Source organism: Bacteriovorax sp. HI3 (assembly GCF_059738875.1).
Genome location: NZ_AP026946.1, coordinates 2,391,136 through 2,414,174 on the forward strand (window position 1 = coordinate 2,391,136; position 23,039 = coordinate 2,414,174).

Annotated in this window: 23 protein-coding genes; 15 read left to right on the forward strand and 8 right to left on the reverse strand. The window is 42.1% G+C overall.

The window, feature by feature from the left end; all coding sequences use genetic code 11:
• Positions 1-122: 122 nt before the first annotated feature.
• Both AC6JA8_RS11730 and AC6JA8_RS11735 read left to right on the forward strand, forming a co-directional pair.
• Positions 123-1,250 carry a hypothetical protein gene (locus AC6JA8_RS11730; protein ID WP_497973952.1) on the forward strand — a complete coding sequence of 376 codons (1,128 nt, stop codon included), beginning with the start codon at positions 123-125 and terminating at the stop codon, positions 1,248-1,250.
• A gap of 5 nt (positions 1,251-1,255) precedes the next feature.
• On the forward strand, positions 1,256-3,580 hold the full coding sequence (locus tag AC6JA8_RS11735; protein WP_497973953.1) for an acetyl-CoA hydrolase/transferase family protein: 2,325 nt from the start codon (positions 1,256-1,258) through the stop codon (positions 3,578-3,580).
• Between the two features lie 70 nt (positions 3,581-3,650).
• Here AC6JA8_RS11735 and AC6JA8_RS11740 read toward each other — a convergent pair whose 3' ends face one another.
• Positions 3,651-4,664, reverse strand: a complete 1,014-nt coding sequence (locus AC6JA8_RS11740) for a 3-oxoacyl-ACP synthase III family protein (protein ID WP_497973954.1) — start codon at positions 4,662-4,664, stop codon at positions 3,651-3,653.
• Positions 4,665-4,874: 210 nt separating this feature from the next.
• Here AC6JA8_RS11740 and AC6JA8_RS11745 point away from each other — a divergent pair, with 210 nt between their 5' ends.
• From AC6JA8_RS11745 to AC6JA8_RS11755, 3 genes are read left to right on the forward strand one after another with little or no spacing between them, the layout of a single operon-like run.
• The gene (locus AC6JA8_RS11745) at positions 4,875-5,702 is read left to right on the forward strand and encodes an endonuclease I family protein (RefSeq protein ID WP_497973955.1); all 828 of its coding nucleotides are present in this window, start codon (positions 4,875-4,877) and stop codon (positions 5,700-5,702) included.
• 6 nt (positions 5,703-5,708) lie between these two features.
• Positions 5,709-6,296, forward strand: coding sequence for a hypothetical protein (locus tag AC6JA8_RS11750; protein WP_497973956.1), 588 nt, complete (start codon positions 5,709-5,711; stop codon positions 6,294-6,296).
• 5 nt (positions 6,297-6,301) lie between these two features.
• Positions 6,302-6,955 (forward strand): tRNA-uridine aminocarboxypropyltransferase, encoded by a 654-nt coding sequence (locus tag AC6JA8_RS11755; protein WP_497973957.1) that lies wholly within the window; start codon positions 6,302-6,304, stop codon positions 6,953-6,955.
• Positions 6,956-6,995: 40 nt separating this feature from the next.
• On the opposite strand, the gene AC6JA8_RS11760 is transcribed toward AC6JA8_RS11755, so the two are convergent.
• Entirely contained in the window at positions 6,996-7,343 is a 348-nt protein-coding gene (locus AC6JA8_RS11760; protein ID WP_497973958.1) for a high-potential iron-sulfur protein, read from the reverse strand.
• A 207-nt stretch (positions 7,344-7,550) separates the two neighbouring features.
• Between AC6JA8_RS11760 and apaG the strand changes: the two genes are divergently transcribed.
• From apaG to AC6JA8_RS11785, 5 genes are all read left to right on the forward strand, one after another.
• On the forward strand, positions 7,551-7,991 hold the full coding sequence (gene apaG, locus AC6JA8_RS11765) for a Co2+/Mg2+ efflux facilitator ApaG/CorD (RefSeq protein ID WP_102244013.1): 441 nt from the start codon (positions 7,551-7,553) through the stop codon (positions 7,989-7,991).
• A 65-nt stretch (positions 7,992-8,056) separates the two neighbouring features.
• Positions 8,057-8,830, forward strand: coding sequence for an ABC transporter substrate-binding protein (locus AC6JA8_RS11770; RefSeq protein ID WP_497973959.1), 774 nt, complete (start codon positions 8,057-8,059; stop codon positions 8,828-8,830).
• 7 nt (positions 8,831-8,837) lie between these two features.
• Positions 8,838-9,530 (forward strand): amino acid ABC transporter permease, encoded by a 693-nt coding sequence (locus tag AC6JA8_RS11775; RefSeq protein ID WP_497973960.1) that lies wholly within the window; start codon positions 8,838-8,840, stop codon positions 9,528-9,530.
• The gene (locus AC6JA8_RS11780) at positions 9,530-10,273 is read left to right on the forward strand and encodes an amino acid ABC transporter ATP-binding protein (protein WP_497973961.1); all 744 of its coding nucleotides are present in this window, start codon (positions 9,530-9,532) and stop codon (positions 10,271-10,273) included. The genes AC6JA8_RS11775 and AC6JA8_RS11780 overlap by 1 nt, the downstream gene beginning before the upstream one ends.
• Before the next feature lie 64 nt (positions 10,274-10,337).
• Positions 10,338-11,510, forward strand: coding sequence for a hypothetical protein (locus AC6JA8_RS11785; RefSeq protein WP_497973962.1), 1,173 nt, complete (start codon positions 10,338-10,340; stop codon positions 11,508-11,510).
• Here the strand turns inward: AC6JA8_RS11785 and AC6JA8_RS11790 are convergent.
• The 3 genes from AC6JA8_RS11790 to AC6JA8_RS11800 are packed head-to-tail and all read right to left on the reverse strand — an operon-like array spanning position 11,485 to position 14,466.
• Positions 11,485-12,579, reverse strand: a complete 1,095-nt coding sequence (locus AC6JA8_RS11790) for a glycosyltransferase family protein (RefSeq protein WP_497973963.1) — start codon at positions 12,577-12,579, stop codon at positions 11,485-11,487. The two genes, AC6JA8_RS11785 and AC6JA8_RS11790, sit on opposite strands and share 26 nt — an antisense overlap.
• On the reverse strand, positions 12,576-13,520 hold the full coding sequence (locus AC6JA8_RS11795) for a UDP-glucuronic acid decarboxylase family protein (RefSeq protein ID WP_142410290.1): 945 nt from the start codon (positions 13,518-13,520) through the stop codon (positions 12,576-12,578). The genes AC6JA8_RS11790 and AC6JA8_RS11795 overlap by 4 nt, the downstream gene beginning before the upstream one ends.
• Positions 13,521-13,560: 40 nt before the next feature.
• Complete coding sequence (locus tag AC6JA8_RS11800; protein WP_497973964.1) at positions 13,561-14,466, reverse strand: DMT family transporter; 906 nt, start codon at positions 14,464-14,466, stop codon at positions 13,561-13,563.
• Between the two features lie 104 nt (positions 14,467-14,570).
• Between AC6JA8_RS11800 and nadE the strand changes: the two genes are divergently transcribed.
• Together nadE and AC6JA8_RS11810 are read left to right on the forward strand one after the other, a co-directional pair.
• A complete protein-coding gene (gene nadE, locus AC6JA8_RS11805) occupies positions 14,571-16,310 on the forward strand; it encodes an NAD(+) synthase (protein WP_497973965.1) in 1,740 nt (579 codons plus the stop codon).
• Between the two features lie 19 nt (positions 16,311-16,329).
• Positions 16,330-16,698, forward strand: a complete 369-nt coding sequence (locus tag AC6JA8_RS11810; RefSeq protein WP_497973966.1) for a hypothetical protein — start codon at positions 16,330-16,332, stop codon at positions 16,696-16,698.
• A gap of 122 nt (positions 16,699-16,820) precedes the next feature.
• Here the strand turns inward: AC6JA8_RS11810 and AC6JA8_RS11815 are convergent, their stop codons facing one another.
• The 3 genes from AC6JA8_RS11815 to AC6JA8_RS11825 are packed head-to-tail and all read right to left on the reverse strand — an operon-like array spanning position 16,821 to position 20,581.
• Positions 16,821-17,900, reverse strand: a complete 1,080-nt coding sequence (locus AC6JA8_RS11815; RefSeq protein WP_497973967.1) for a metallophosphoesterase — start codon at positions 17,898-17,900, stop codon at positions 16,821-16,823.
• The gene (locus tag AC6JA8_RS11820) at positions 17,897-18,898 is read right to left on the reverse strand and encodes a GGDEF domain-containing protein (RefSeq protein ID WP_497973968.1); all 1,002 of its coding nucleotides are present in this window, start codon (positions 18,896-18,898) and stop codon (positions 17,897-17,899) included. Before AC6JA8_RS11820 ends, AC6JA8_RS11815 begins: the two co-directional genes overlap by 4 nt.
• A 3-nt stretch (positions 18,899-18,901) precedes the next feature.
• Positions 18,902-20,581, reverse strand: a complete 1,680-nt coding sequence (locus AC6JA8_RS11825; protein ID WP_497973969.1) for a hypothetical protein — start codon at positions 20,579-20,581, stop codon at positions 18,902-18,904.
• A gap of 159 nt (positions 20,582-20,740) precedes the next feature.
• Between AC6JA8_RS11825 and AC6JA8_RS11830 the strand changes: the two genes are divergently transcribed.
• From AC6JA8_RS11830 to AC6JA8_RS11840, 3 genes are read left to right on the forward strand one after another with little or no spacing between them, the layout of a single operon-like run.
• Positions 20,741-21,793 (forward strand): L,D-transpeptidase family protein, encoded by a 1,053-nt coding sequence (locus AC6JA8_RS11830; RefSeq protein WP_497973970.1) that lies wholly within the window; start codon positions 20,741-20,743, stop codon positions 21,791-21,793.
• A complete protein-coding gene (locus AC6JA8_RS11835) occupies positions 21,793-22,659 on the forward strand; it encodes a hypothetical protein (protein WP_497973971.1) in 867 nt (288 codons plus the stop codon). Before AC6JA8_RS11830 ends, AC6JA8_RS11835 begins: the two co-directional genes overlap by 1 nt.
• Before the next feature lie 9 nt (positions 22,660-22,668).
• Complete coding sequence (locus tag AC6JA8_RS11840) at positions 22,669-23,004, forward strand: bactofilin family protein (RefSeq protein ID WP_497973972.1); 336 nt, start codon at positions 22,669-22,671, stop codon at positions 23,002-23,004.
• The last annotated feature ends 35 nt before the right edge of the window (positions 23,005-23,039 follow it).

The window sequence follows — 23,039 nt, forward strand, 5'->3', positions numbered from 1 at the left end:
TTGGTTTCTTATCGAATACCTGATCAAAAAACTTTAATACTTTAATGTTTTTATCAGACTTTCCGATAAGTATCTAGATTTCGTCTATTTTATTAATGAGAACCATTCTCATAGGTGTGAAAATGAAATTAAAAGCTTTTATTTTTGTCCTGTTACTGGCCCTTTTTAACTCTCTTCCAACCTCGGTTCACGCCGAAGATTGTATGAAGATCATTAAGTCCATGCTTCCTAAAATGGACGCTAATGTCGCTAAGACTATCGATCTCGATAGTCACCTGAATCACAGGAACTTCATCGCTCAGTTTGCCAAGAAAAATAAAATTCCGGTTTTCTTCAAGCAAAATGACCAAGGAGTGGATGTTCCGGTAATCCTACTTAATGCCCAGACCGGGCCAAAACTTCAGGCCTATCTGGAAAATAGCTTTGGGACTCAGGTCGCTCTTCAAAAAGACTGGAATAACGACCACGGTCTTTTGCGCGCAGGCAATTACATTATCGATCTTGACACCCCAGGGGCCCGTGGCTTTGGTGAAATTGAAGAGACGGGTCTAGCATGGAAAAACCTTCAAACTTACCTGACAAGAAGAACGATTGGATCAAGCCCAACACTAGAAGTGTCGTATCTTCTTACTCCTAATGAAAAAAGTGTCATCGATTACTACCAGAAAGTCAGACGTGCAGCTCTTTTTAGAGTTAAGTTTACTTTCGGAGGGCACGATGGCCCCGATTATCCTAACCTTTTAAAGGGTGGTGGTGAGCACTGCTTTATTTTCTGTAAGGCCCAGTCTGTTTACTCTCACGTTTCTGAAATAAGAACGAGACTCAGTGCTTTAGGGGTGAAGAATCCTGATGCCACTCTTGAAGACCCGAAAATTCAAAAGGCCATTGCTCAAGTGCAAACACTTATCAATGAAACGGACCCTAAAGAGCTTCATTCTGAAATGCTCGCAGATAAGAAAACTCTTGCTCTTTTTAGCAGCATTTATCCAAAAGAATTAAAAAGCGATCAGAAAAAATTAGAATTAATCAATTGGTTAGTCTCTTATGACAGTTCAAAGAGATATGGTGAAGTTCTCAACGGCCTGGGAGTGACTGGTGACTACGGAATTGATGATGCCATCAATAAGCGCGCCAGTGCAATCTTCGTCTACGATGAAGGTGCCGACCCGACGGCTTTTAACAATGCAAATTATAGTAACTTTGGTAAATTCGTAAGTTGGCCTGCAACTAAACAATACCCAGTGGATTAGAAAATATGAAAAACAAAATGCAGATTTTATTTTTTATCACGGCCCTACTGCTTTCGTTTAATGTCTACGCTGATCCGTGTACGGAATTAGTAAAGAGCTTAATCGCAAAACAAGACATGCCGGGAATGGAAAAAACCGGTGAACTTGTCGGACGTCTTAAAAAATTCGCCGATGCCAACAAACTTCCCTATCAGATCCTGGAAGTTGGACCGGCCGAAAGACGAGTGCAAAAACTCTTTGTCGCCGTGGATATGACCAACGATGCACTGGTGGCGAAATACTTAAAAGAGTTTAACCTCGATAGCGCAGATAAACCCACTCTTGCTTTAGAGTTTGGTTTTGAAGTTCCTAACGAATACGTCTCAGGTGTTCTTCGTACATCTGCCGATCCAAAAGCACAGATCTATCGCTGGGGTAAACTAGATTTAACTCGTGATGAATGGGCCCGCGAATGGATGATCAAAGGTGGATTCAACCGCTACCCGGAAAGAGAGCAAAACCCGGTTTGGGGTTACTCTCACCTTATTCAGTTAAAACCTGATGAAGCAAAAAACGTAAAACACTTTTTGAAAAATCCTGAAGAGCGCGGTCCTTGTAAATCGGACAACTGTGTTGCCTGGACGGCGAGTATCGAGTTAGGAAAAACAAAAACAGGTGCAACAGATGAAGAGCGCAAGTACCTCTTTAATGAGCTCGGAGTTTCGCGCTCATCTGCCCACTACGAAATCGGCCGACGCTTAATGCACGCAGCGAGTGAACGTCACTCAGGTGTTGTTGTTTTCGTTAATGGGAAAGAAGGAACAGCGGCCTTTAAGAAAAATCTTGCCGGTCTTCTTCCTCCTGAACCACAAATCCCTTACTCAAACATCATTAAGGGATTAGGGCACGATCCAAAGGGTGAACTAATGCAAGCAGTGGGAAAACTTCCTGACGGCGCACGCATCTTCTTCCCTATCGCGGCCGGAGCTTCTCCTGAAGCCATGAGTGCTTTAATTCAAGCAGCACCAAAACTAAAAAAAGGTTTTGAAATTTCATTACTAGTTAACGGGATCAACGAGTCGACTCTAAGAAAAGGGGCCGAGCTTGCTGATGGAAAAATCCGCTTTAAGTCTTTCTTCGTGGGATCAAACATGAGAAAGCTTCACGGAGAAGGATTCGTTAAGTATATACCGGGATATTTAAGTGACTTCCCTCGCTACATGAAAGACCCGGCAATGAAAGACTTTAAGTACGATGCGATTGTCGTGCGTGTTTCTCCTGCCGATGCCAAAGGAAACCACTCTCTTGGGCCAAACCACGATATGATTCATGCGATCTTAGAAGGTAACCCGAAAGTGAAAATCATTGCTGAAATCAATGAGAACGTTCCTTTTACAACAGGTGATAACATTATTCACTCAAGCCAAATCACGGCTTCGTTTAAGAGTAAGGCGGCCCTTGCCGGTCCTCCGGTTGTTCCGTTTACGAATGTTGAAAAAATTATTGGTGAAGAGCTAGGTAACTTAATTGAAAGTGGATCAACTCTACAAATTGGTATTGGTAATATTTTCGGCGGACTTCCTGATGGTCTTCAAAATGCCGGGAAGAAGAATCTTAAAATCTCAACAGAGATGTTTGGTGATAGTTTAAAAGATATCATGGAGCGCGGGATTGCTAAAAAAGCTGAAACCGGATTTGCTTATGGTTCTGAAGACCTTTACAAGTGGCTTAACAAGAATAAGGCCGTAAAGTTCGTGACGACTGAAGCGGTAAACTCTCCGGCAAACATTCAGAACACTGATAAATTCCATGCGGTCAACACTGCCTTACAAGTCCGTTTAACCGGAGATGTAAACGCAGAGTTTGGGCCGGAAGGACGTCTTTCAAGCCCAGGTGGACAAGTTGAGTTTATGTCTGGGGCCGCAAGAAGTAATGGTGGTAAATCAATTATCGCGATCAGATCGACGGCAAAAAACGGTGAGCTTTCAAGCATCGTTCTCGATCTCTATAACGGACACGTGACGACACCTGCTGAAAGTGTTCACTACGTTGTCACAGAATACGGAACAGCGGTTTTAAAAGGTCGCTCAACTGGTGACAGAGCGGTGGCGCTCATTAACGTCGCTCACCCTAAATTCAGGGAAGCTCTTCGCGATGAGGCCCTGGAAAAAAACATTATCTCTCCTGCTGAAGCAAGTGAGATTATCCTGGATGCTCCAGTGGTTGCCGACTTTGTTGTCCGCCCTTACCAGGGTCGTGCGATTGCCAGCCAAAATGAAGGATTTTTTGAGCGCATCTGGAATGCGATTAATGTTAACTTTTTTCATTTCTTTAAAATTTACGCTCACTAATTTATCAAACTAGTGAAAAGATCTTCGTCGGTCTTAAAATGACCGACGAAGTTTTAATCAAATGTGACTTTTAGTATCTCCACACTGCGCTTGCCCAGGTAAACCCTGAACCAAAAGCGGCGCTGGCCACAAGCATTCCTTTTTTCAGAACACCTGCTTTAATTGCATCGTTCATCCCCAGAGGGATAGTCGCTGCCGTTGTATTCCCGTAGCTTTGAATCGTATTGAAAACTTTCGACTCCGGGATATTGAGCATCTCTGCTACTTTTGAATTGATTCTTAGGTTGGCCTGATGGAAAAGAAAAACATCGATATCGTTTAACGATACGCCTGCTTCTTTACAAGAATGCATTAAACACTCTGCCATTCTCTTCGTCGCATGAACGAAAACTGTTTTACCGTTCATTTGCGGAAAGTGTTGACCTTCTTCCAACATCTGGTGGTTAATTCTCTCTTTTCCAAGAGCATTTCCTGGAGCTGGGATCCAAAGCTCTTTTGCAAAGGCCCCATCAGCATATAAGTGCGTCGTCATAATACGCGAGTCTGTTTTTTCATTGCTCAGGTCTTTTCTTGAAACAACCACAGCTCCGGCCCCATCACCGAATAAAACTGCAACGTTTCTGCCGTTGGGAGTTTTATCAAGTCCCTTTGAGTGAACTTCCGCTCCTACAACAAGAATATTTTTGTGTGACCCACTTAGGATAAATTTATCTGCGATACTTAGACCGTAAATGAACCCAGTACACTGCTGGCGAATATCAAGCACTGCAATCTCTGGCAAGTCGAGTTTGGCCTGTAAAAAACATCCAGTCCCCGGGAAGTCGTGATCCGGACTTAGAGTCGCGAAGATAATCATATCGATGTCTTTTTTCTCAAGACCTGCATTTTTAATCGCTTCAAGACTGGCATTCACAGCAAGATCCGATGTTGCGACATCAGGCTCAACCCAACGGCGCTCTACAATCCCCGTTCGCTGCTGAATCCACTCATCAGTCGTGTCCATCATTTTTTCCAGATCAAAGTTCGTGTAAACTTTCGGTGGAACATAAGAGCCGACACCGGTGATTTCACTTCTATATTTCATAACACCCTCTAATAAATGGACTAATTTCTTTATTCTAATCAAATCCTGTAAATATTCAAATAATTCTCTGACGTAATGACTCTGCCATCTATACTGGAGTCATTTCCTCCAATGAAAAAAGGTTGTCAAAGCACTCTAGTATTACGACAATAAAAATACATTAAATACAAAAGCGAATCAGTCTAAATACTTTTAAAAGGATGTAGAATTATGAAGACGATGCTAGCGCTCCCGTTTGTTCTTTGGGCCATTAATGCTACTGCAACTGTAAGCTATTATCCCGAGTCAACTGTTGCGAAGTTTACTAACCAGAAAACTTCTCAAACTGATCTGCGCAATGAAATTTTTAATCTGTCTGAAAAAATTCACATCAAGAATGAAGGTGGAAGTGACACTCTAAGTGACTCTTGCCCTGATGAAAGTGAGTGCACAGAACAAAAAAGAGACATGACTTACCAAGAGGCCAGACAAATGATGTTTGGCGATCTTTTTTTAGTCTCTCATGGGAATAAAAAATACTCGGTTAAAGAAGTCTACTGCAATATCGAAGTCGATCAAAACCAAGGCGTAGGTCCTGGAAAGATCCCTAATCCAAATGTGATTAACTGTGAACACACATGGCCTCAAAGTAAATTCTCTAAACAATTTCCTTCAGAGCTTCAAAAGACCGACCTTCACCACCTGTTTCCGGTAGACATGAAGGCCAACTCTACAAGAAGCAACAACCCTTTTGCTGAAGTTGATGGGAAGGCCACGCATAGCAATTGCCAGGACTCAATGATCGGAAATGCGATTGGAACAAGTATCAGATCGTTTGAGCCGCCTATTGAACACCGCGGAAATGTAGCGAGAGCTCTTTATTATTTCTCTACAAGGTATAAAATGAATATTGATGCCACTCAGGCAAAATACTTAAAAAAATGGAATGCAGAAGATCCGGTTGATGAAGCTGAGATGGAGCGCAATGAAAAGATCATGCAGCTTCAGGGAAACAGAAACCCGTTCGTCGATTACCCGGAACTTGTTAATCGCTTGTAATAAATTATGAAATATTTCCCTTACCTCTTTCTTCTCCTTGTCGTTGCCTGTAGCTCGACCGAAGAAAAAACTGAACCTAAAACTTATTCTGATGAAACCAACCGCGCTTTTTTACAAATTGAGCGCGGTGATTCTTATTACATGAAAAGGCCTGCGAAAAATACTCCGCCACCTCAGGTGAAGTCTCCTCATCAAACGCGTCCGGCAACTCGTCCGGTTTATCGCGAAGATGTAAGACCTGCTGAAATCGTGGTGAAACCGGCCAGACGTGAAGAAAAACCTTCAAGAGAAGAAATCGTCATTGACGAAAAAATCAATTACCAGGAACCACAAAAGGAAAAGTCGATTACGACGATCATCCCGAAGTCTCAACCTAAAACAAAAAAGAGTGCTCCGATGGATGAGCGCCTGATTGAGATCAACCAGAACCTGGCCTTCTACTGTATGAAGCACAGAAAAGACGCCCGTTTTGGAGACAGTGAAGAAAAATGTATGGCCTTCGTGAATCAGTCTCTGGAAGACTGCCAGAGAGTTCACAAGACTCCGGATAAAAAACTCCTAAGCTGCATTCAAACGAAATTAAAGCGCAGGTAAAAACTATGGAACAATACAATTTAGATTACTCTTTCACGAGCGAAAGCCGTGCCTTTTGTCAGCAGTGTGATTTCTTAAAATCCCGTTGCCTATGTGACACTTTAAAAACGATTCCAAACAACATTCACTTAATCGTGCTTCAGCACCCGAGTGAAACCAAGCATCCGCTTAACACTGTTCGCATTATGAAGAAAAGTTTTAAAGAGATGACTGTCATGGTGGGGGAAGACTTCACCAATGATTTAAAGCTCAACACACTTCTTTGTGACCCAAAAAATAATTGTGCCCTTCTCTATCCAGGTCAGGATGCAAAAGTCCTGGAATCAACACCTGTGAGCAGTGAAGCTATCACTCACCTATTGCTGATTGATGGGACGTGGAGAAAAGCTAAAAAGATTTATCTCTCTTCATCCAATCTACAAAAACTTCCGGCCATTAAATTAGCACCTGAAGAACAATCAGATTACAGAATCAGAAAGGCCCCAGCACAAAACGCTCTTTCAACACTGGAAGCGAGTGTTGAGGCCCTAAAAATATTAGAACCAAAGCTGGATACAAGCTCAGCGGTGGCTTCATTTCAAAAGATGATTGATTTACAGATTCAGAAAATGGGTCGTGTCGTTTATCAGACCAACTATTTAGACAAAAAAAAGGAGTAACTCTCGTTACTCCTCTTCTTATAATTCATTTATTTAAAAATTATTTCGCAAGATAAGATTTACACCATCCGCAGTTTGTTACGTACTTCATCCCCATCATTGTACATGGAGCGAATCCGCCTTCTGCTTTTTTCTCATTGTAGTACTTACAGTTTCCACAATTTTGTCCTGGCTTGTGTTTTGCGTTTGTCGAAGTTTTTCCATCTTCAACATACTCTAAACTCTTTGCCATTCCCTCTCCAACTTTCGCTACTTGCTTTCCAGCAGGAGGAGTTGTTGGGCATCCAGCAGCTTGAGCTTTAACACTCTTGAAGGCGAAAGGAACGATAGTAGCCGCAGCAAGCACCATTCCGAAAAACGAACGACGATTTAGGTTTTTGTCTTCCATATATATCTCCAAAATATTTATCAGTTCCTCGCATTTTATCACGCCTAGGAACTCAATTTCAAAGCATATCGGCAGAAAACCCTAATTATTTTAGTTACTTATAGCCAAACTCTTGTTTCAGGCTCCAAACTAAAAAGTTTGGTGCAAAGCTTTAAAAAGCGTGACGCCTTTGGTATGAGAAGCGTCTAAAACACATTTTGAGGCCCCATGGAACAGATTAATCCAATTGAACCCAATGAATATTATTTTGAGACAACTCAAGATATCTTAATCGAAGTCTACCCTCATTACGTTCCAGAGCGCTCGTCTCCAGAGAACAATCAGTACTTTTACGCTTATAAAATCAAAATCACTAACAACGGTGAAGTCGCTTGTCGCGTTATCCACCGCCACTGGAAGATCAAAGACGGAAACGGAAAAACGTATGACGTTCAAGGATCAGGTGTTGTTGGTGAGCAGCCAATGCTTAAATCAGGTGAATCTTTCGAATACACAAGCTTCTGCCCACTCCACTCTCCTTATGGGAATATGCGTGGGAAATACCAGATGATCGATGAATTCGGAAATCGCTTCTGGGTTACAGTTCCTGTTTTCTTCTTCAGACCTCCTCGCAATTTAAATGAAGAAGGCGAAACCGTTATTCAATAAAACCTTTTCAATTCGTAAACGTTCCCGTTACCATAAATAATCGTTTATTACTTACGGAGACCTTTATGAAACGTCTTTTGGTTTTAGCTACTCTTCTTACATCTCTTTTTTCACTTTCTGCCTTCGCTGATTTAGATGCAGTCGTTAAGGCGAAAAAACTTAAAGTGGCCGTGGACACAACTTATCCACCAATGGAGTTTGAAGCGACAGATGGCAAGATCATCGGTCTGGACGTAGACCTGGCGCGCGAACTGGCAAAAATCTTAAAAGTTGAAGCTGAGTTTATCGTTATGCCATGGGATGGAATCCTTGCAGGGCTTCAGTCAAACCGTTACGACATCATTATGTCATCAATGAATATCACTCCAGAGAGATCGGCAGCGGTAAACTTTGTTCCTTATATTTCAATGGGGCAAGTTTTTGTTGTTAAGCAAACAGGAGCTGCGGTTACTAAAGATACTGAACTGGCCGGAAAAACAGTAGCTGTTCAAGTAGACACGACTTCTTTCACTGCAGTTGAAGCGATTCAAAAGAAAGGTGTAAAAATTAAAGCAATCAAAACATTTCCGGGTGCTACTGAAACCTTCAGTGCCCTTAAAGCAAATCAAGCTGATGTTATTGTCACAGATGAAGCTGTTGGAAGATACTACACTGGTCTTGATGCTAAAACGTTTAAGGTTTCAGGAAACGCGCTTAAGCCAGAGCCAATTGGAATTGCCGTGAGAAAAGCTGACCCAAAACTTTTAAAGGCACTGGAAGAAGCGGTGAAGACAATCAAAGCGAATGGGACTTATTCGCGCATTTACAAGCAATGGCTAAAAACTGAACCTTCATTATAAGTACTAGATGGAATTTGAATTAGGCTTTTGGGCATTTTCTAAAACAATCGTCCTTCCGCGTCTAGCGGAAGGAATAATCATCACTCTAAAACTCACTCTCATCAGTGGTTTTTTTGGACTGATGCTGGGAATGATTCTCGCACTCATGAGAATCTCTTCTTTTAAAATTCTCAATTGGTTTTCAATCGCCTACATCACTCTCTTTAGAGGGACACCACTTCTACTGCAAATTCTTTTTATCTATTTTGCACTTCCGACCATCTTCTCTTCTTATGGAATTGATATGGTCATTGATTCTTTTCCGGCAGGGATTTTAGCGCTCTCACTCAATAGTGCTGCTTACCTGGCAGAAATCTTTCGCGCTGGAATTCTCTCTATTCCTAAAGGTCAGACGGAAGCGGCCAGGGCCCTGGGGCTTTCGCGCCATCAGACCATGTACAAAATTATCATTCCGCAAACCTATAGAAGAATTATCCCGCCAGTCGTGAATGAGCTTTCTGCACTGACAAAGGAGACTTCACTGGTATCGGTTATTTCTCTTGGGGAACTTCTTTATGTCACTCAACGTGTGGGAGCTAAGTATCTTCGCGTCTGGGAAGTTTATATCTGGGCAGCCCTGGGCTATTTAATCATTGTTATGATCCTAAGCTTTATTGCTTCCCGTGTGGAAAACCGCCTGCTGCAAAAAGGAGGCGTGTAATGAAATCCAATGAAGTGATTTTAAAAATCTCCAACATCAAAAAAGTTTTCGGACACAATGAAGTCCTAAAAGATATTTCAACTGATATCACTAAAGGTGAAGTGGTGGTTATTATCGGGCCTTCTGGTTCGGGAAAATCAACTTTCCTTCGCTGCCTGAATTATCTTGAACTGCCGACAAGCGGTGAGATTAATTTCAAAGGCCAAATCATCGAACACAACACCAAAGAGCACGTGCTGGATATTTACCGCACGAAAATCGGGATGGTGTTTCAAAGTTTTAATCTCTTCCCTCACTTAACTGTGCTGGAAAATATCACTCTTGCGCCAATGAACGTGTTGAAAGTTTCAAAAGATGAAGCGCAAACGCGAGCGCTGGATCTTCTTCAAAGTGTAGGCCTAAAAGAAAAAGCACACGCCTACCCAAGGGATCTCTCTGGTGGGCAACAACAACGTGTGGCCATCGCCAGAGCATTGGCGATGAAACCAGACGTAATGCTTTTTGATGAGGCCACGAGTGCCCTTGATCCTGAACTTGTTGGTGAAGTTCTCAAAGTTATGAAAGACCTCGCTCACACCGGTATGACCATGGTGGTAGTGACTCATGAAATGGGGTTTGCCCGCGAAGTGGCCGACCGAGTGATTTTCATGGATAAGGGAGTAATAGTTGAGCAAGGAACTCCACAAGATGTTTTTGGTGACCCAAAAGAGAAAAGAACTATCGATTTCTTAAAGAAATTATAATCCTGCCTTCTAAGCATTAGACGGATACCCTAAGATTTTTCCATAGCGAGCCGAAAAAGCTCCTATGAAAACAAAAATCATCTTAGCCACACTTCTGTGCACACTTGTTTCAACTCACGCCCAGGCCATGGGTTCAAAAAAACCATCGCCAACACCTGCGCCTAATCCGGCACCGGTCACTCCGACTCCTGCGCCATCGACAAAACCGACGTTGGATTTTGGGCCAGAGCTTTCAGAAGACGCTTACTTAAATGCCGGTGCTGAAGTCGGTGCTCAAGTAGATGATTCACAAAATGACAATGAGCTTGTGGGCTCGCAAAGACAAGTCATCAATAGCGATCAAGTTGACCAGTGCTTTAACGACGAAGCTCCACATGAGTATTTTGCTGATCAGATCAGCTATTATGTGCAGGAGATGATCAGTGATGTTCCAGCAAAAGTTGGCTACATCGGAAGCTATTATGGCACAAGCTCTGATGACAACGCTTACTTTCCAACTTCACTTATCAGGCACCCGCTTTGTAATGTGACATCATCAACTCTTTCGGCCACGATGAGTAAAGTTCCTGGGCAAGCGACGATTGATAAACTTAATCGTTTTGCCAACACTGTAAACACGCTTCGCCAGGAAGTTTTAAGTGGTGATCAATCGGCCAAAAAAGAACTTCTAAGCACGTGGACCAGAATGTTTTCTTGCCTGGCATACGCTGAATCACTAAGCACGGCAGACACGACAACATCAAAAAATGTGGCCGCCAAAGTTGGCCCTTCTGGATACAGAAAACCTGCGGGAGTTAAATTTTACGAAGACCCTGCTCAGGATGCAGCTTCAAGATTAAATATTGGGATGTTTCAATTCACACCAAACAGTGCAGGAAATATTCAGCCCTGTATCCGTGCATGGAACTCTTTAAACCAAAACAAGGCAAGCTGCCAGATCAGTCAAAAGGCCACTCAGGCGGATTTAATTAAAGCACTGGGAAGTTCATACCAAAGCTTCAACGCTTTTTGTGGAGTTCATAAACTGGTTCAGACGTTTGCCATTCAGGTTAACACCACAAAAACGAGCGCCACTCACCCATCAAACGTGGTGAATGGAAAACTTAAAGGTTTTGAGCAAAGATGTGTCTCTCCTCACTTTCAAGCGGGAAAGGCCTACAACCATTTTGGACCTTTTCAAAATTCTACGGGATCAAACCTAGATAAGCTCTTTACTTGCATTGAGAGCAGTCGCTAGAGTGAGCGTGATCATGAGGGTGAATCTCATGAAACGCTTTATCTAACGTTCGCTTCATTTGCGCCTTAAACTTAATGTCATGGTACTCCATTACATGGGCACGCAGCTTCTGTGCTTCAAGCACATTGTCGCTGATAACATTGTCTAGGGCCTTTTTAATTTCAGCTTTATCGAAATGAGAAATGTAATCCACTCCTAAACCAGAAAGCCATTTTGAAAGAGGCTTTGCCAGAATAACAGGTCTTCCCGTTGCTAAAGTCCCAAGGGCCAGCGCCGGAAAATCTTCTGTATTGAATGTCACTAGAGCTTTAGATGAGGCCAAAACCGGAGCATGCTCCCCGCTACAGCGGTCTCCAAAGAAAGTGTTTTCAGGGAAGTTAGATTTAATTGAACTTAAGTGAGCATCCGGCCCGATGAATTGAAATGAGTAATTCCACTCTTTCATCCATTCAATCAGATCTGTTGCTTCTTTTACATTGAGACCTTTGGCCTCAATCAAAAAGAAGTGATGCTTAAACATGTCTTTAGGGAAAAGAGCATAGTCCGACACTCTAAATGGCGGAGGAACCACTTCTGTATTTTTTAGGCCGTGAAGTTCTTTTAATAAATCCTCTCTTGAGAAAAGTACTTTATCAGCTTGCCCTAATGATTTTTTTATCCAGGAGAAAACCATTGGAGACAAGATTTTTTGCATAAAGCTTTTTTTAATCTTCGAATCCAAATCGAGGTCGTAAAGATAAGTGATGATCTTTGTCGTCTCACACTTTGCCAGACCTTGAGAGAAACCTTTTGAAACATTGATAATGAGATCGTATTCGCACGAAACAAAAAGGTTTTTTGCCAGCGAAGGAATCTTATTCGAGTGCTGGTAAAACTCTTCTTCTGTCGAGACGATATTGCTTAAGTAGGTCGACTTGATAGATCTTTGTTCAATATGACCTAAGATCGCCCCTTTTTTGTGAGCAAAACAATAAATCGGAGCTTCAGGGAAAACCTCACAAAGGTTCTCGATGATCTCCACGTAGTGGCTTCTGCCTAATAAATAATCACAGGTAATCGCTACTTTCATAGTAAAGTTTTAAAATACTCCGCTGTCGCTCTGATACCGTCTTCAAATTTCACTACTGGTTTGTAATCAGAGATGCTTTGAAGTTTGCCGATATTTGGTCTTCTTCTTTTTGGGTCGTCTTTTGGAAGTGGAAGATACTTAATCTTTGATTTGCTTCCTAGGATTTTAATCACTAGTTCTGCTGTTTCTTTTACTGTGTACTCATCAGGGTTACCGCAGTTAAATGGAGTGACATCATCACTCATTAAAACATTGTGGATCGCCTGAACTAAGTCAGTAGAGTAACAGTAAGAACGAGTTTGTGTCCCGTCTCCGTACACAGTCAAATCCTCTCCCCTCATCGCTTGCGTGATAAAGTTCGGGATAACACGTCCATCATTTGGACGCATACGCGGTCCGTATGTGTTAAAGATACGCACGATTCTCGTGTCTACTTTGTATTTTGTATGAAAGCTCATTGTTAGAGCTTCTGCAAAACGCTTTGATTCGTCATAACAAGAACGAGGTCCGATTGGGTTAACGTGCCCTACGTAGTCTTCTGTCTGCGGGTGAATTTCCGGGTCTCCGTAAACTTCAGATGTCGAAGCTTCTAGAAAACGCGCGTTCTTTTCTTTTGCCAGCTCCAGAAGTTTCAGTGTTCCTTCTGAGTTTACACGCATGATTTCCAGTGGGATTAAACCAAAGTCAATCGGTGAAGCTGGTGAGGCCATTGAAAGGATATAATCAATCTTCTGTGATTTAAAATCTGGAAGAGATTCGTAAATGTTGTGTTTATGGAATTCAAAATTTTTGCTTTTTGAAAGAAGCTCAATGTTTGATTCCGAGCCAGTAATGAAGTTATCCAGACCGATAACTTTCGCTCCAAGATTTAAATAGTGTTCGCAAAGAGTTGAAGGAACAAATCCCGCCGCTCCTGCTACTAGAACTGTCTTTCCTTCCATTGATGTTGGCAGTACTACTTTTTTCATAATATTCATTCTCCTAATACTTCTTTAATTGAATGACCGATGATGAGATGACCAGGAGGCTCGCCCCCACAATCTGAACTGGCTGGAGCTTAGCTCCTAAGAAAATCCAGTTAATCACCACGGCACTAAACGGGAAGAACATTTCGGCCAGCGCTGCTGCTCTTGCCGATAAAGTCTTAAGCCCTTTGTAATAAAAATACATTCCGGCAAAACCAGAAAGTAAAACCATAATCAGAATTTTACCATAAGTGGCAAGGTTCCAATCTAAACTTAGTCCACCAAATTGGTAGTATAAGTAAAAGGTCATAAACACGAGACCTAAAACAAAACGCCCGCCCATAATCTGGATTTCATCGAATCCCTGAGCAGAAAGTTTTTTTCCAAAGACCGTTGAAGCTCCCCAGCTCACTACCGCAATCATGGTTAGTGTATAACCCCAGATGGCCTTTTTGCTTAAAAGCGCCATTGAGAAATCAAGCCCCATTAACCCTGGCATGATATCTGGAGAAGAAATTAGAAATCCCCCAACCAGAGCGATGACGGCCCAGAATAAAAACTCGCGTTTAATTTTTTCACCCAGAAAAACCCGGGCAAGTGAGATGGCCACGATAGGCTGAAGCTTTTGCAGCAAAATAACCAGCGAAGGGTTAATCAGCATAAAGGCCTTAGTAAAAGTCAGCGTTCCAATGGCCTGGCCACAGACACCAATGACGCCAAAGTAAGCAATGGTCGAAAGCTTAAGTGCACCGATTTTTTTAGCGTCTTTTAAAAGTAAGGGAATAAAAACAATTGAAAGAATAAGTTGTTCGGTGAACACAATTCTTTCAGCTGAAACACCGGCAAAGAGCATTGGGTAGCGAATCAACGTATCAATCGCCCAAAGAACGCCAGCTAAAATGACAAAGACAACACCGATCATGGGTATCCTTCAACTCATGGTGAAACGCTTTAAAATTGCCGTTTTACGAAGCCATGAATCCGTATTATTATCTAGAGTGTAAATTTAGATCAATGGATGCGTTCATGCAATTAAATCTTCACCAAACTCACCATGAAATTGCTGACTTCGAAGGCATTTTTAAGTACCTTACATCCACTTTTCAAGACGGAAGTCACAGTGGTTTGCACATTTTTCCGGAGCTCTTTTTAACCGGATATCCTCTGCAGGATCTTCCACTCAAAAAGACTTTTATTGATGATTACCTCGCTTTCCTCGAGGATCTCTCTATTTGGTCAGAGCGCCAATTAAAAAGTAAATCCCCTCTGGCACTCCTTTTTGGTGGTCTTCGCTATGAATTTGACGGACTTGGCTGGCCTGCCCAGATTGAAAACGTCATGTACATCCTGGAGCCGGGAAAGAAACTGCGAACCCTCTATACTAAACAACTTCTTCCTAACTACGACCTGTACGAGGAAAAGAAATATTTCACACCTGGCAACCAGTCGGTGGTTTTTGAGTTCCAGGGCAAAAACTTTGGACTTCTGATCTGTGAAGACATGTGGTTTTCCCACCTGCATGATGTCGATCCGGTCGAGCTTTTATCTGAACAGAATAAAAAGTGCGACATGGTCATCAATATCAGTGCCAGTCCTTACCACCTGGGAAAAATTGAAACGCGAATCAACCGCGCACTGGAGATTTCACAATTTTTGGAAGCTCCTTTTGTGTACGTCAACCGCGTGGGTGCTGAAGATGAAATCATCTTCGACGGCCATAGTTTTGTCGTCGATGGCAACAGTGTTGTTAAGATGGCCCATGGTTTTAAATCCCAGATCCTTTCACTTGAAATGCCAGTCTATCAGGAACCAGAAAAAGGAAACGTCAGGTCTTATCACTCATCAACTAACAGCTGGAGCACGATCTTCTCCACTCGTTTATCAAGCGACACATTGTCGCTGACACCAATGGGGCCTAAAGGCTGCCAGGAAGTTCTCGATGCTCTTTTACTCGGAATCGGCGACTACATCACTAAAAATGGCATGAAGAAATTTACCATCGCTCTTTCTGGAGGGATGGACTCAGCACTCGTTTTAACCATTATCAAACTTCTGCAAAAAACGATGCCGATTGAACTTGAAGCTGTTTTTATGCCGGGTTTTTATTCGAGTTCAGTGAGTTTTGATCTCTCATACGATCTTTGCCGCAACCTCGGTGTAAAACTTACGACTATGCCGATCAAGTTTATCCACTCGACGATTAAAACTGCTTACCGCGACAACTTCGGAGCAGAACTAAAAGGTCTTGCCGATGAAAATATCCAAAGCCGCTTAAGAGGCGCTTTGATTTATATGCGCTCAAATGATTTAAACTCAGTAGTGCTTAACACTTCCAACAAGTCAGAGCTCTCTGTGGGTTACTCGACGATTTATGGAGACTCAGTTGGGGCCCTTTCAGTTTTGGGAGACCTGTTTAAGTCTGAAGTTTTTGAACTCGCCCACTTTATCAATGCCAACTACGGCGGGCTGATTCCAGAAGACATCATCACTCGCCCACCAAGTGCCGAGCTTCGTGAAAACCAGGAAGACAGCCAGAGCCTTCCGCCCTATGACAGGCTGGACCCGATCCTCGAAGCCCTGTTATCTTCGCGTTTTAGCCCAGCGGACTTGATCAAGCGCGGTCATGACAAGGACGAGGTCCTGAAAGTTTATTCACTTTTATCAAAATCAGAGTATAAACGAAAACAATTTTGCCCTATAATAAAAGTGAAGCCAAAAAGTTTTGGCTTTGGCCACAGAGTCCCTATTAGCAAAAAGATTCTTTAACCCTAGAAAGGAGTTCATAGTGAATAAGAAGCAGTTACTTAAATCGTTCCAGGAATTAAAAGGTGAAATCGAAACCCTGAGAAAAAAACATGTTGTTCAAGGGCTGGTTGATAAATTTCACGTTGAAAAAAAGACTCTTGAAAAAAGAATCGAAAAAACTGTAGTGGATGAAGTAAAGAAAGCAAAAAAATTCCTTACTGAACAAAAGAAAGAACTGAACAAAATTCAGAAAAAAGTTGAGAAGATCATCTCTCAGAAAAAGTCTGAAGCAAAAAAGACAATTAAAACTGCTCAAAAAGCTGCCCAAAAAGCAACTAAGAAAGTAGCGAAAAAAGCTCCAGCTAAAAGAGTTGCTAAAGCGACAAAAAAAGTTTCTAAAAAAGCTTAATTCAAAAATGATTTAAAAGTGCCAGATACTAGGCGCGCCCGGAGTAAGGGAGGAGACGTACGACTGTACGTCGCACGACCGAACGACGAAGCAACGACGTAGATGGTACTTTAAAATCATTTTTATACGGCAGACACTTCTTCTCTGTATGGCTTCCAAGTCCCCTGCCATAGATTCATCGTTCCCGTCAGCAGTGATCTTTTCTCTTTATCAACTTTGATCTGTACATACGTAAAACGCGTAGAGGCTTCCATTTGCCCGGCATCCAGGTGAGGAATCGTGTTCCATGTTCCGGTGTTGAAATAGTATTTATTCTCCGGGAAACGCAACCACTCCTGCACATGAGTATGCCCCATGACGACAGTATGAATTTCCGGGTGGCGCTTTAAAATCCCCTTCGCCTTTTTTCCATAAAGCGGATAAATCGTGATCTGCTTTAAGATAGAAAGTGTGGTTTTAAAGTTTCTGTTTTGTTTGATGTACTCGTCGAAGTTACTCTGGAAAAGATACTTTAAAACGATCTTGCTCATCTTTAAAAAGAAAGCAAAGTCATAGAAAAAACACCAACGCACATAACTTCCGAGCGGCCTTACTTTATCAATATTCGGGCGGTCTTTTCTTAAAATAGGAAGAAGGTTGATACAAAAAAGTGTTCCCCACGGAAGATTTAAAATCATTTTTCCATTGGGACCTTCCATAAAATACTTGTCACTTGGAACAGTGTTAATGACTTCAAAACGATGACCATGCTCAATATGAACACCACAAAGATTGACTTCAAAACAGAACTCAATCTCTTCACCAACATAGCGGCGAAGGGCCTGCTGGGCCTCTCTAAAGGCCATCCCTGAATCGTGGTTTCCAATGACGTATGTGACTTTTTTCCCGGGAATTTTTAAGAAACGGCGAAGGCCTTCAAAAAATTTCGGATGCCCTTTAACGATGGCATCAATGGCCCTGACAGTAACAGTGTCGTCGATGATATTCGTGAAAACACCATCCACATCAATCTGGATGAGATTTAAGATGTCCCCGTTTAAAACAAGGTGGACCTCTTCTTTTTCGTAATCGCCTTTTGAGTAGTAGTCGCAGAAGTCGAAGAATTTTTCATCTTCCAAGAAATCTTCCAGGAGGTTGAGCTGCCCGTTTTTAAGAAATTTTCCTTTTCCTAAATGTAGATCACTCAATACCAGGATGATCATTTCGCTTTAACCGCCTTTTGCAGGCTCGATTTAAAAACGTCTTGAGTATTAAAGACCACTCCACGTCCCGATTCTTTTGCTTCGTACATCATACGGTCAGCAATCGCCAGGATCTCCTGAGAGTTCACGGCGTCTGTCGGGAATTCCGCCACCCCAATAGAAACACTCAGCTTGACCATCTTCTTTTCATTTCTCATTTCCACTTCGTATGTGCGCTCACGGATAATTTGCAGGATACGTTCACCTACAATTTTTCCGGCCACAGCATCCGAGTTCACCAGGATCACTACGAACTCATCTCCCCCGTAACGATAACTAATATCACTGTCGCGCAGAAGGCTTTTAATATCGCGGGCAACGTTTTCTAAAAGTTTCGTTCCCACCAAGTGTCCATAAGTGTCGTTAACTTTTTTAAAGTAATCGATGTCGATAAAAAGCACGCAGAAAGGATCTTTTTCTTTCTGGAACTTATCTACCAGCAACGTTAAGTCTTTATAAAGTTTCCTCTGATTGTATAAACCTGTAACGTCATCGATATGGATGAGTTCATGTGTCTTATAAAGATCTTCAAAACGCTGGATGATTTTTAAGTGGCTGGCCGCAAATTGCGACAACGACTTCAGCACATCTGTCGAGATTTCCGACGGAGCAGAAAAAACAGCGAAATGAAACTGGCTTCTTTTAAAACCCAGGTTTAAAAAATAATAGAAGCAGTTCTCTACTTTAACTGACAAACAAGGCAGATGTTTAATATCATCGCGCTTGATAAAGAGATCATCTAAAAGCTTAGTACTGTAGAGCTTCTGGCGGTCGGCCTTCCCTACAATCGTACGGCATTTTTTAAAATCAATTTGTGGTATTTTGTTATGAATTGAATACACCAATAACGGTCTGACCAAATACTCGCGGGCCAGGAACTCTTCTATATGAGAGATCAAATTCTTTTCATTTTCAAAAAAAGAAAAACTACTTAAAAAATCAGTCAGAGATTGTGTCATAAATTAGTTCTTTTCCTTTTGATGATCATCGTCTTCTTCTACATGGTCGATATCATCTTCCAGGTTCTTGATCGAATGTCTCAGGGTCTTCATTATTTTACCTAATCGATCTTCCAGCTTTCTCTTATCTTCCAGAGATTTTTGTTCCTTAATAGAAGCATTTTCCATGTTAAATTCTAGAGCGTCAATTTTTCTTCTCAGCTCTAAAATTTTCTGGTCGCGACTCTGAACTTGGGAATCTACATCCATAGAAAGTAGTTCAAGTTTACTTTCCAACTCTTTTTCTCTTTGTTTTACCTGATTAAAGTCAATCCTTACTTTCTGCTCAAGCTTTTCACGACGTAATTCGGCCTGGCGTGCCTTCTCATCAGCAAGGGCCTTTTTCTCTTCACTCATGCTTAAGCGATACTTCAGGTCTTCTAATTCCACCATATGACGTTTTCTTAGAATCGTAATTTCAATTTTAGCTTCATCTAAGTTCGCCTTTAATGTCAGGTTGTCTTGTTCTAATTCTTTAGAGTCGGCCTTTAATGTTTTAATTTGCGACAACAACTCTTCTCTTTCTTCACGAAGCGCTCTGATCGTTGCCTGAAAGCGCATCGAGTCTTCGGTGCTCAGTGACTGCGTCCCTAGTCCCGCACCAGCGCCAAAGGAAGAAACAGGTTCCTCAACAACGGCCTGGCGAGTTGGTTCTGGTTGCGATTGGGCCACAACTGGTGCAGCTTTTGGAAGTTCAGGTTTTACCGGAGCTTCAGCTTGTACTGCTTCAATCTCTTCCATATCGCTGATGTCAAACTCGCGGGTTGCTTCGTTAGAAGAAACTGCAAAATCTGAGCGCGTATTATTTCTTGGTTCAAGAGCAAAAGCTTCATTATCATCAATCACGCTTTCCAGCGAAAAACCTTGAGAAGGAGTATTGCCCCCAAAATCAAGTACGCTGTCTTCGATATTATCCAGTGCCCCGGTATGCGTTTTTTCCAGTCCTTCAATATTTGTTTCTTTGGTATCGTCAAACTTAGGACGAAGAATGTCCTTAATCGTCGACTCCATATTCGCCTTTGCCTCTTCCGTCGTCATAAGATCAGCAGAAGAGCCAGTGCTGCCAGTTGAATCGAGAGCGAACTCGGCCAGGTTTGAATTCGTCAGGTTGTTTGGATTGACCACAACGGTCTTTTTTGTAGACTCATCAAAATTGTCGTGATCAGCAATCACGTCATCCAATGAAAATCCTTCTTCTTCCACTGCGATTGGAGATGTTGCTTGTGTCGCCTCAGGTCTTGTTTCAATTTCCTGTGCATCGACATCAAAATCCAGTGAAAAACCTAAGTCATCATCCTCTTTGCTGCCAGCTGGTGCGGCCGCTTGAGTAGCGACTGGTTTTTCCGGAATGGCCGGAGTGTCATCGTCCATTGAAAAGTCCAGGTCAATTTGAAGCCCGGAGTCTTTTTCACCCTTACTTCCATTGTCATTTCCCATACTCATCTCGTCGTCTAGTCCTGTATTAAAATCGATATCATCATTAAATACACTTGAATTATTTTCATTGGGGATTTTGGCCTTTTGTGGAACAATTGGCGTAAAGACAATATCAAACTTGCGCTGAATTTTGGCATTCAACGGGTCTTCGAATACTGGCTCAATTTTCTTTGCCCCACTCATGGTTGTCCCTTTGATTTTGTTCAACTATTTTCTACTATTTTATCAGTTATCCTATCGGACGATACTTACGAAAATCATAGTACTAACTGCCTAGTGATGCTTTTAAGTTGATCGAAAGCGCGCTTTTGTCTAAAATAAAGTAAGATTTTATACTTTACCTGACCGTTTTAGAGGGTTATTTCGATGAAAAACATTGCTGCTAAGATTCTTACAGTTGGTGCGCTTACACTTCTGCCTTTAACATCTTCATTCGCACAAGGCACAAGTGCAGATGGAACAAAAGTTCTGCCAGCTCCACTTCTTATGATGGATAACTTTTTTGCTCACCACGTTTTGATTGCAGAAAAGTCAACTCACTCTCTTCACCTCTTCAAAAATGCTGACGGAAAACCTGAATTTGTTCGTTCATACCAAATGGCCACAGGGAAAAAACCAGGCGACAAAGAAGCTGAGGGTGATTTCAGAACACCAGAAGGCGTTTATAACTTCGTTGATTTCATGACTAACAAACAACTCCTTGCTCAGTCTGGCCCTCAAGGTGCTATTTACGGAGCTGGTGCCTTCGTTACTGATTACCCAAACCCGGTAGATAAAATCAACAAAAAGACTGGGTCAGGGATCTGGCTGCACTCTACTAACGATGAAACAAGAATTGATAAAGGTCTTGATTCAAGAGGATGTGTTGTCACGGCCAACAATGAATTGATTGATGTTTCAAAATACCTGGAGCTTAACAAAACACCAATGATTGTTGTTCAAGATCTTATTTACTTAAATGAGAAAACTTGGGAAACACAAAAAGGTGAGTTGAAAAAAACAGTTGATGGGTGGCTAGATGCCTGGAGAAAAAAGGACATCGAAAGCTATATTAGCTACTACGATCAAAATGATTTCGTAGACTCAAAAGGAAAATACGCTGCCTATAAAGCTTATAAAAAGGCCGTCTTCTCTAACCCTGGACAACCTAAAATCGACCTGGACAATCTTTCTATTCTACAGGCCAAGAACTACGCTGTTGTAACGTTCACACAAAACTACCAGTCAAACACAATCAACGACACTGGTAGAAAACTTCTTTATCTAAGACAAGATGAAAACTACAACTGGAAAATCGTCAGCGAAGTCTGGACGAAAAACGGTTTAGAAAACATGGGCAAACTCGCATTTGAGCCTTCTCTAAGATTTTTCAAAGAAGGAACTCGCGAAGGAATTGAGATTAAAAAAGGCAATAACTAGTGAGCGAACAAAGGCCCAACAATCCTGAGACTGCCAAAAAAGACAGTGTCTCGATTATTTATCACCAAAAGAATGACTCACCAAAATACTTTGAGATCAAGCGCTCAAAGATTTATTTGTTTTTCATTGGTCTACCGGCCATTACTCTTGTTGCTTTAGTTATTGGTGTCGTGGGCCTTATGAATGCCGGTCCTGCTCGCCTGCTGCAAAACTACCAGCAAAATAAATTTATCCGCGAAAGACAATCCAAGAGTGAAGATTTAGAAAACAAACTCGCTGATCAGATGGAAGAGAATGTTAAATTAAAAAATCAGCTTCTCGCTTTTGAGGAACAAGGGAAAACGGCGACTTCTACTGGAGTCGAAACAAAATCAGCGACGACTGCTTCCTCTGATGCCAAGTGCCCTGCTCCTGTCGCTTGTCCTGCTCCCGTAAGTGGAACAGTAAACACGATCGGACTCTCTACACTTTCTCTCTTTAAGCCTATCCAGGGACAAAAAGACCGCACTCGCCCGGCCATCCTGAATCTTTCAGGATTTAAAGCGCTGGTTAACCGAGACACTGTCAATCTTCAATTCAACATCATCCCGGCCGTGACAGACGATGCAAAAATCTCCGGTCACATTATTGTTTTGATGAAAAACGAAATTGGAATTCAGGCCTACCCATACAATGCTTTTGGTGGAAGTGACTTCCAGATCAACTACGCAGCCGGTGAACCATTTGCAACTCAAAGATTCAGACCAGTGGATGCAAGTTTTGTGAGACCAAGAAAATCAGGAAACTACTCGTTTACTGTTTTCATCTTCTCGCGCACAGGCGATCTTATCCACTACCAAAGCATGGCGTACGCACTTAAATTATAGGTTGATGATATGATCCAGAATCAAACTTACACTTCCATTGGCAAACAAACTGTTTTAAACGGAAAGTTTCATTTTGTCGGCACGACTCACCTGCTGGGAAAACTAATGGGCGATATCACTGTTGAAGCGCCTTCTAAGATTGTGCTGGAAATTGGCTCGGTCACAGAGGCCATTTTGATTTGTGGAGACCTGGAAGTTTATGGTGAATTCACGGGTGAGATTAAATCAACAGGCAACGTCACTCTTTACCCTACGGCAGTCGTAAACGGTAAAATCATTGCTAAGTCTTTAGAGATTCTTCCTGGAGCGGTGGTGAACATGAACGCTCACACAGAGGCAGAATAACTTTCAAAAAAAGGTGGTGACTTCCGCCACCACCC